The organism is Brevundimonas sp. CURTG3B2_SDJG (genome assembly GCF_057364705.1).
Genome location: NZ_JBNFOJ010000117.1, coordinates 1 through 8,886, shown reverse-complemented (window position 1 = coordinate 8,886; position 8,886 = coordinate 1). Strand labels below are relative to the sequence as shown.

At 70.0% G+C, this 8,886-nt stretch carries 8 protein-coding genes and 1 pseudogene; 6 read left to right on the top strand and 3 right to left on the bottom strand.

Annotated elements, in window-relative coordinates; translation table 11 throughout:
* The 6 genes from AC2W7C_RS09495 to AC2W7C_RS09470 all read left to right on the top strand — a co-directional run.
* On the top strand, positions 1–1,078 hold a 1,078-nt coding region (locus tag AC2W7C_RS09495; protein ID WP_486001217.1), incomplete at its 5' end, for a sensor histidine kinase.
* A gap of 9 nt (positions 1,079–1,087) precedes the next feature.
* Positions 1,088–1,777 carry a response regulator gene (locus AC2W7C_RS09490; protein ID WP_486001216.1) on the top strand — a complete coding sequence of 230 codons (690 nt, stop codon included), beginning with the start codon at positions 1,088–1,090 and terminating at the stop codon, positions 1,775–1,777.
* Between the two features lie 97 nt (positions 1,778–1,874).
* Entirely contained in the window at positions 1,875–2,447 is a 573-nt protein-coding gene (locus AC2W7C_RS09485; protein ID WP_486001215.1) for a hypothetical protein, read from the top strand.
* A 35-nt stretch (positions 2,448–2,482) separates the two neighbouring features.
* Positions 2,483–2,788, top strand: coding sequence for an SCP2 sterol-binding domain-containing protein (locus AC2W7C_RS09480; protein WP_486001214.1), 306 nt, complete (start codon positions 2,483–2,485; stop codon positions 2,786–2,788).
* 79 nt (positions 2,789–2,867) lie between these two features.
* On the top strand, positions 2,868–4,073 hold the full coding sequence (locus AC2W7C_RS09475; protein ID WP_486001213.1) for an acyl-CoA dehydrogenase family protein: 1,206 nt from the start codon (positions 2,868–2,870) through the stop codon (positions 4,071–4,073).
* 352 nt (positions 4,074–4,425) lie between these two features.
* Positions 4,426–6,003, top strand: a complete 1,578-nt coding sequence (locus AC2W7C_RS09470) for an ABCB family ABC transporter ATP-binding protein/permease (protein WP_486001212.1) — start codon at positions 4,426–4,428, stop codon at positions 6,001–6,003.
* Positions 6,004–6,094: 91 nt separating this feature from the next.
* Here AC2W7C_RS09470 and AC2W7C_RS09465 read toward each other — a convergent pair whose 3' ends face one another.
* The 3 genes and pseudogenes from AC2W7C_RS09465 to AC2W7C_RS09455 form a co-directional block, all read right to left on the bottom strand.
* Complete coding sequence (locus AC2W7C_RS09465; RefSeq protein WP_486001211.1) at positions 6,095–7,054, bottom strand: response regulator; 960 nt, start codon at positions 7,052–7,054, stop codon at positions 6,095–6,097.
* An 84-nt stretch (positions 7,055–7,138) separates the two neighbouring features.
* A pseudogene (locus AC2W7C_RS09460) lies at positions 7,139–8,088 on the bottom strand (acetyl-CoA carboxylase carboxyltransferase subunit alpha).
* Between the two features lie 85 nt (positions 8,089–8,173).
* Positions 8,174–8,886: tyrosine recombinase (locus AC2W7C_RS09455; RefSeq protein ID WP_486001210.1), on the bottom strand; the 713-nt coding region annotated here is incomplete at its 5' end.

Genomic DNA, 8,886 nt, shown 5'->3' with positions numbered 1-8,886 from the left:
CGGGGGCCCGGGCGATGGTCCTGCTGCCCGAGGAAGGCGATCTGACTACTGGTTGGCGTCGGCGCCCGACGCGCTGGAAGCCGCCGAGGCCCTGCTGACCCCAGACGTGATGGGCGCGGCGCGGTGGGCCTGGGAAAGGGGCGAGCCGGCCGGCTTCGGAACCGGCACCTGCCGCAGGGGCGGCTGGACCTTTCGGCCGCTGGAGGGCGTGCGCGGACGCGCCGGAGTCGCCGGGATCGAGGCCGCCGGCCTATCGCCGGGATCCGACGAGGAGCGGCTGGCGCTGGCGCTGCTGGACCAGGGGGCCGTGTCGCTCGAGCGCGCCGAGCTGGCGACCAATGCGGTCGAGACCGAGACCCTGCGGCGCGCCGACCGTTTTCGGTCAGCCTTGATGAACTCGGTCAGCCACGACCTGCGCACGCCGCTGTCGACGGTGCTGGGGGCGGCGACGACCCTGATCGACTACGGCAAGTCCCTGACGCCGACGGTGCGCGCCGACCTGCTGCTGTCGATCCGCGAGGAGGCGGAGCGACTGAGCCGCTACGTCGGCGACCTGCTGGACATGACGCGGCTGGAAGGCGGCGGGCTGAACGTCAAGAGCGACTGGATCGACGCCCGCGACGTGCTGAACGCGGCCGCCGAACGGGTCGCGCGCCGCCTGCAGACGCGCCGAATGACCCGCGACTTCCCGGCCAGCCTGTCGGTGGTCCAGGCCGATCCGGGGCTTCTGGAGCAGGCCCTGGTCAACATCCTGGAGAACGCCATCGCCTACAGCCCGGACGGATCGACGATTGAGCTCGCCGCCTATGAAGACCGCGGCTCGGTGGTCATCTCGATCGAGGACGAGGGCAAGGGCATTCCGACCGCCGAACTGGAGCGGGTGTTCGACAAGTTCCGGCGCATGGAGGAATCCACCGACCGCTCCAAGGGCGCGGGCCTGGGCCTGGCCATCGCCAAGGGCTTCGTGGAGGCCCTGAACGGCCGCATCGCCGCCGCCAGCCCCATCGCCGAGGGACGGGGCACGCGCGTGCTGATCAGCCTGCCCAAGGCTGTCGCCACCCATCCCGATCTTCTCTAGCGTCACCTCATGTCCGCCCTACGCCCGCAGATCCTGGTCATCGACGACGAGCCGCAGATCCACCGCTTCCTGTCGCCGGCGCTGGACGCCGCCGGATACGATCCCAAGCGGGCGGACAGCGGGCAGGAGGGCTTAAGGGGCATCGCCCTGTGGTCGCCCGACGCGGTGGTGCTGGACCTGGGCCTGCCCGACATGGACGGCAAGGACGTGCTGGCGCGAGCGCGGGAGTTCTACGCCGGCCCGATCATCGTGTTGTCGGCCCGGGACCGCGAGGCGGAGAAGATCGCGGCCTTGGACCTGGGAGCCAACGACTATGTCGAAAAGCCGTTCGGGGTGGGCGAGCTGCTGGCCCGGTTGCGCGTCAACCTGCGGCAGGCCAGGGCGCGGCCCGAGGATACCGGCCCGCTGACGGCGGGCGAGGTGATGATCGATCTGGAGCGCCGCCGGGTGTCGAAGGGGGGCGAGCCCGTGCGGCTGACGCCCAAGGAGTACGAGGTGCTGGCGCGGCTGGCGCGGGACGCGGGCAAGGTCATCGGGCATCGCGATCTGCTGACGGCGGTGTGGGGGGCGGCCCACGCGGAGGACACCCAGTATCTGCGGGTCGTGATCGGCCAGCTGCGTCACAAGCTGGAGGCTGATCCGGCCCAACCGCGGTTGATCCAGACCGAGCCGGCGGTGGGGTATCGGCTGGCGGTGTGAACCAAAGCCTGGTTGGCGGTTTCTCTCGGTGGAGTGTCAGCGGAGCCATGTCATGCCTCTTACGTCCGGAACCGCGGCCCCGCGGCTGAGGCCCTGGATGATCATCGTCCCGGTCTCGGCCCTGGCGGCGACGGCGCTGGGCTTGTTCGCGCTGAACAGCATTCCGTTGCCGTCCGCCGCCCCGATCGACTCCGGAGACGCCGTCCAGATCAGCGTGATCGCGCCCGTGGAACCCGAGGTGTCCCCCGGCGAAAGGATGGAGGTCGGTCAGTTGGTCGACGGCTACGATCCGACCCTGGTCCCGGCGACGCAATCCGAAGACGTCGATGCGGACGGCTATCAGGCCGCCTACGCCTCGGCCTGGTTGGAGCCGGCCGACGAACCGCCGCCGCCCGCCCGGGTCTGGCGAGACGTTCCGGTGGTGTCTCCCACGGCGCCGCAACCGGAGGCCGCTCCGGCCAGCAACCCCTACGGCTTCGACGCGCCGGGACCCGACTACGACGCCGCGCGCGGGCCCGGCGGGAACGGCTGGACCGGATCGAGGCCGAGGCCTCGGCGCGGCCTCTGCTGGACGCCGACACGGCATTCTACTGACATAATGTCACTTCTTGTGGCGACCCACGCGAACTTGACGCCACGTGATCTTGGCAGCCGCCGCCGCGCGGTCTAGGTCGAAACCTCAACCGTTCTCTGGGAGAGACCCGCATGCCCGATCTGGCTGAAGTCACCGAATACATCCGCGGCGCCGTGGGCGACAATTCCGGTCTGGGAAAGACCGTGAAGCTGGACCTGGGCGACGCCGGCAAGATCTTCATCGACGGGGCCTCGTCGCCGAACACGGTGACCAACGAGGACAAGCCTGCCGACGCCACCGTCTCGATCTCGTGGGACGACTTCATGTCCCTGTCCGAGGGCAAGCTGGACCCGATGATGGCCTTCATGCAGGGCAAGCTGAAGATCGCCGGCGACATGATGATCGCCCAGAAGCTGGCCCCGCTGCTGAAGCGTTGAGCCGGCTCTAGACCAGACCCTTCCAGCGGCGCGACGTCCCCGGACGTCGCGCCGTTTGCTTATCGACGAGGAACCTCCCATGGAATTCCGGCACAGCGACAAGGCCCTGCACTGGCAGGAGCGCGTCCAGCGCTTCATGGATGACAAGATCATCCCCCGCTCGGCGGAGTACTGGGCTCAGGTCCGCGAGGACCACACCCGCCAGCCGCCCGTCATGGAGGAGATGAAGGCCCAGGCCCGGGAGGCCGGCCTCTGGAACATGTTCCTGCCGGGCGAGCACGGCGCGGGGTTGACCAACTTGGAGTACGCCCCCCTGGCGGAGATCATGGGCCGTCACCTGTGGTCGGCGGAGGTGTTCAACTGCAACGCCCCCGACACCGGCAACATGGAGGTGCTGCACATGTACGGGAACGCCGAGCAGCAGGCGCGCTGGCTGAAGCCGCTGATGGCCGGCGAGATCCGCTCGGCCTTCCTGATGACCGAGCCGGCGGTGGCTTCGTCCGACGCCACCAACATCGAGACGCGCATCGAGCGCGACGGCGACCACTACGTGATCAACGGGCGCAAGTGGTGGTCCACCAACATGGGCCATCCGAACGTCGCCATCACCATCGTCATGGGCAAGACCGACACCGGCGCGGCGATGCACCAGCAGCAGTCGCAGATCCTGGTGCCGGTGAACACGCCCGGCTTCCGCATCGAGCGGATGCTGTCGGTGTTCGGCTATGACGAGCGCCCGATCGGCCACGCCGAGGTGGTGCTGGAGAACGTTCGCGTGCCGGCCGAGAACCTGATCGCAGGCGAAGGCCGCGGCTTCGAGATCGCCCAGGGCCGGCTGGGGCCAGGCCGCATCCACCATTGCATGCGCACCATCGGCGCGGCGGAGCGGGCGCTGGATCTGATGGTCGAGCGGCTGCTGACCCGCACGGCGTTCAAGAAGAAGATCGCCGAGCACTCGGTCTGGGAGCAGCGGGTCGCCGAGGCGCGCATCAACATCGAGATGTCCCGCCTGATGGTGCTGAAGGCCGCCTGGATGATCGACCAGGCGGGGGCCAAGAACGCCAAGTCCGAGATCGCCCAGATCAAGGTCGCGGCGCCACGCATGGCGCTGAAGATCATCGACGACGCGATCCAGGCCTTCGGCGGCGCGGGCGTGTCGGGCGACACCCCGCTGGCCGAGCTCTACGCCGGGGTGCGGACGCTTCGCCTCGCCGACGGGCCGGACGAGGTGCACAACCGCACCATCGCCAAACTGGAATACGCCAAGCACGGCGCGAAGGTCTGATCCGATCCAGGCCTTTGCGCCGCGCCCGCATCGGTCCATATCCGGGCCATGGCTATGCGTGGTGAACGATCCGGACGGCGTCGCGATCCGGTGGCGAAGGCGGCCCAGGCAGGCGTGACGACCGCGCCGGACGGGCCGCCGACCTGGCATGCGCTGGCCGATCTGGCCAGGCTGGTCCAGCGCTCGAACGCGCCCCAGCTGCGCCTGAGGCTGGTCGCCGCCATCGCCATGACCCTGGGCGGCAGGGCCTGGGGCGTGCTGGCCCCCCTGGTGCTCGGTGCGGCGGTGAACCATCTGGCCGCGGGGCAGGGGGCCGGGCGTCGCCTTCGGCCTGGGCTTCGCCGCCTTCGCCGTGGGATGGGCCTTCGTGCGGCTGCTGTCGGCGATCGCGCCCAACGCCTCGGACGTGGTCTTCGCGCCGGTGCGCGCCGCCGCTCAGCGCACGGCGGCGGCCGAAACCTTCGCGCATGCCTTGAGCCTGTCGCTGGACTTCCACCAGACCAAGCGGTCAGGGTCGCTGTCGCGGACCATGGACCGGGGCTCACGGGCGGTGGACTTCCTGCTGCGCATCCTGGCGTTCAACCTGGTCCCGACCGGGGTCGAACTGGTGCTGGCCGCCGGCGTGCTGGGCGGCCGCTACGACTGGCGTTTCGGGGCCCTGGCGGTGATCGTGGTGGCGATCTACGCCGTCTCGACCTTCGCCCTGTCGAATTGGCGGATCGAGCACCGGCGCGAGATGAACACGGCCGACACCCAGGCCGCCGGCGTGTCGGTGGACGCGCTGCTGAACTACGAAACGGTCAAATCGTTCGGGGCCGAGGCGCGGGCCGCGCGGACCTATGACCAGGCGCTGGGCGACTACACCCGGGCGGCCCTGAAGGCGAACAGCTCCCTGGCGCTGCTGAACGTGATCCAGGCGGTGATCATGAACGTCGGCCTGGGCGTGATGGCGGTGTTGGCCGGCTTCGAGGCTGCGGCCGGGCGGATGGGGCCGGGCGACGTGACGGCGGCCGTGCTGATCATGATCAGCCTCTACGCTCCGCTGAACATCCTGGGCTTTGCCTACCGAGAAATCCGCCAATCCTTCATAGATATGGAGGAGATGCTGAAGGTGACGCGGCAGACGCCGCAGGTCGCCGACGCCCCCGACGCGGTCGTCCTGCCCCGGCCCGCCGACGGCTGCGCGGCCGAGTTGAGGTTCGAGGACGTGGGCTTCCGGCACGACGCGCGGGCGAACGGCCTGGAGGACGTCTCCTTCGTGGCCGCACCGGGCACGACCACAGCGTTGGTCGGACCTTCGGGGTCAGGCAAGTCGACGATCGTGAAGCTGGCCCTGCGGCTGCTGGACCCCCAGCAGGGCCGGGTGCTGATCGACGGACGCGACGTCCGGGCGGTGACGCAGGAATCCCTCCGCGCGGCGGTGGCGCTGGTGCCGCAGGATGTCGCCCTGTTCAACGACACGCTCAGGGCCAACATCGGCTTCGCCCGGCCCGAGGCGGACGAGGCGGCGATCTGGGCGGCGGCGGACGCCGCGGAGCTGGACGAGTTCATCCGGGCCCTGCCGGACGGGCTGGACACCGTGGTCGGCGAGCGCGGCCTGAAGCTGTCGGGTGGGGAGCGCCAGAGGGTCGGTATCGCGCGCGCCCTTCTGGCCGACCCCTGCATCCTGATCCTGGACGAGGCGACCAGCGCCCTGGACAGCCGCACCGAGGCGGCGATCCAGAAGACGCTGCGCAAGGCGCGCTCGGGGCGCACGACCCTGGTGGTGGCGCACCGCCTGTCGACGATCGCCGACGCCGACCAGATTCTGGTCCTGAAGGCCGGCCGCGTTATCGAGCGAGGGGCGCACCATCAGTTGGTGGCCCGCCAGGGCGGCGAATACGCGGCCCTGTGGCGCAAGCAGACGCGAGGGGCGCGCCAGCCGGTCTAGGCTCAGCCCGCGCGGCCGAGCTTCTGGTCGATCAGCCGGTCCAGCTCGGCCCGGATCTCATGGCGTTGCTCCCCGGAGTCGGCGGGCAGGGTCATGAGCAGCCGCAGCGACTGGGCGAAGACCGGAACCACGCGCCAGTCGAACGGGCGCCGGGCGAGGCGGCGTCCACGAGGTCGCACAGGGAAGCCGCGGCGAAGCAGAGGTCCTGATGGTCGAACGGCCCGGCGGAGTCGATGACGGCGTTGGCCAGCCGGTACACGGCGCCCAGGGCCGCCTGTTCGTCCTCGCCCGGGGCCGGCGCGCGGACAGCCGCCAATTCCGCGATGCGGGCCCCTATCTCCTCGAGACTGCGGGGCTGCATGGCGTCGAGGTTTGCGCGCGCCTGGGCCAGGGCCGCGCCGATGCTGACGCCCCCGGCCTCGTCGATGATCCTGGACAGGCGCGATCGCCGCCGAGCGTGGGTGATGACCGCGCTCATGCGCGCCCTTCCGCCGCGGCGGCCTTCTCGGCCTCGAAGCGCAGCCTTGCGGATCAGGTCGGAGCGGCGCTCCTCCCCGGGCGCGCGACCCGCTCGGAAGCGCCGGTCAGGGCCGAAATAGTCGCCCACCTCCAGGAAGGGGCGGCTGTCACGGGCGACCCAGACGATCCGCTCCAGCAGGCTGGCGGCGCTGAAAGGCTTGGTGATGACGAAGTTCGCGCCGCAGTCGCGCGCCTCGGACACGCGTGATCGGCGGACGTGGGCGGCGGTCATGATGACGGGGGCGAAGGCGTTGGGATCCAGGCCCGAGCGCCGCAGCCAGCGCACCATCGCATAGCCGTCCATGTCCGGCATTTCGCTGTCGACGACGATCAGGTCGACGGGATGGTCCTTCAGGATGTCGATCGCCTCGGCGGCGCTATGGCAGGCGTACTTGGTCTTGATGCCGAAGCCGAGCAGGGCGCTGGCGGTGATGTCCAGGCCGAACGGCGAATCATCGACGACCATGGTCACCGCGCCGGTCAGATTGATCACGGCGCTGTCGCGCAGCGCCTCGGCCAGCCCTTGACTCATACAGTCGTCCTCAGCGCGAACGAAGACCGGAAAACCCGGATGACGCGACGCTGTCAGACGCCGGTGTGCGCAAGGTTAACGGTCTTAGCCGAGTCGGCCGATGGCGTAGAAGCGCGCCGCTCTGTCGCGGCGCAACTGGTCGGGGGACAGGCCGGACAGAGTCTTCAGTTCGTCCGCCAAGGCGTCGCCCACGCCGGCCATGGCGCCCTCGCGGTCGGCGTGGGCCCGCCGATCGGCTCGGGAATGATGCGGTCCACGATCTTCAGCTCGACCAGGTCGGGCGCGGTGATTTTCATGGCCATGGCGGCGTCCTTGGCCCGTCCGCCGTCGCGCCACAGGATGCCGGCCGCGCCTTCGGGCGAGATCACCGAATAGATCGAATGCTCCAACATCAGGACCCGGGAAGCCGAGGCGATGGCGATGGCCCCGCCCGACCCGCCTTCGCCGGTGATGGTGGCGATGGAGGGCACGCCCAGCGTCAGGCCACGTTCGGTGGAGCGGGCGATGGCCTCGGCCTGGCCGCGCTCCTCGGCGCCCAGGCCTGGGTAGGCGCCGGCGGTGTCGACGAAGGTCAGGACCGGCAGGCCGTACTGCTCGGCCATATCCATCAGGCGGACCGCCTTGCGATAGCCCTCCGGCCGGGCCATGCCGAAATTGTGGGTCAGGCGGGTCTGGGTGTCGTGGCCCTTCTCGTGGCCCATCACGACGACCGATTGACCACGGAAGCGGGCCAGACCGCCCAGGATGGCCTGGTCGTCGCCGAACTGGCGGTCGCCCTTCAGTTCGACGAAATCGGTGAACAGGGCCTCGACGTAATCGACGAAGTGCGGACGTTGCGGGTGACGCGCGACGGCGGTTTTCATCCACGGGTCGAGCGCGGCATAGGTCTTCTTGCGAAGCTGCTCGGCCTTCTTGCGCAGGCCCTCGATCTCCGAATCGAACGACCCGGCCGTCGAGGCCAGCAGCGACAGCTCCTCGATCTTGGCCTCCAGGTCGGCGATCGGCTTTTCGAAGTCGAGGTAGTGGGCGGCCATCAAGGCGTCTTTGCTTTGCGCGCCGTTCGGCGCTTCGGAAGGCGGCGGAACCTAGTCAGGTCAACGCCAGGGGGCAAGCGGCGGTTCAGTCCTCCCGCGCCAGAGGGTGCTTTGAACGCACCATCCTGGCCAGCCTGTCGGTGGCGACGTGGGTGTAGATCTGGGTGGTGGCGATGTCGGCGTGGCCCAAAAGGGTCTGGACCACGCGGAGGTCGGCTCCACCCTCCAGCAGATGGGTGGCGAAGGCGTGGCGCAGGACGTGGGGGCTGACCCGGGCCGGGTCCAGGCCCGCGTCCACGGCGGCCTGGTCCAGCAACTGGGCGAAGCGGCGCGGGGTCAGGTGGCTCTTGCCGACGGGGGAGGGGAACAGCCAGACGCTATCGGGCGTCTCGGGCTTGCGGGCCGCGTCGCGAGCGGCCAGCCAGGCCTTCACCGCCTCGCGCGCCGAGGCGTTCAGGGGCGCCAGTCTTTCCTTCCCGCCCTTTCCGCGCACGATCAGCCAGGCGGGATCGCGGCGCACGGCCTCGACCTTCAGCGCCAGCAGCTCCGAGACGCGCAGACCCGAGGCGTAGGCCAGCTCGACCAAGGCGACCAGCCGGACGCCGGCCGCTCCGTCGCGGCGGCTGGAGGCCTCCAGCAGGCGTTCGATTTCCTCGCCGGAGAGGGTCTTGGGCAGGGATCGTCCCTGTTTCGGCGCGTCCAGCCGGCGCGAGGGGTCGTCCGGGCGCCAGGCCTCGCCCAGGGCGAAGCGGTAGAACTGGCGCACCGCCGCGCGTCGCCGCGACTGGGTGGCCGGGG

Excerpts from the sequence above, each read along its gene's own strand:
- AC2W7C_RS09490 (WP_486001216.1), top strand. The coding sequence starts at position 1,088 with ATGTCCGCCCTACGCCCGCAGATCCTGGTCATCGACGACGAGCCGCAG.
- AC2W7C_RS09485 (WP_486001215.1), top strand. The coding sequence starts at position 1,875 with ATGATCATCGTCCCGGTCTCGGCCCTGGCGGCGACGGCGCTGGGCTTG.
- AC2W7C_RS09480 (WP_486001214.1), top strand. The coding sequence starts at position 2,483 with ATGCCCGATCTGGCTGAAGTCACCGAATACATCCGCGGCGCCGTGGGC.
- AC2W7C_RS09475 (WP_486001213.1), top strand. The coding sequence starts at position 2,868 with ATGGAATTCCGGCACAGCGACAAGGCCCTGCACTGGCAGGAGCGCGTC.
- AC2W7C_RS09465 (WP_486001211.1), bottom strand. The coding sequence starts at position 7,054 with ATGAGTCAAGGGCTGGCCGAGGCGCTGCGCGACAGCGCCGTGATCAAT.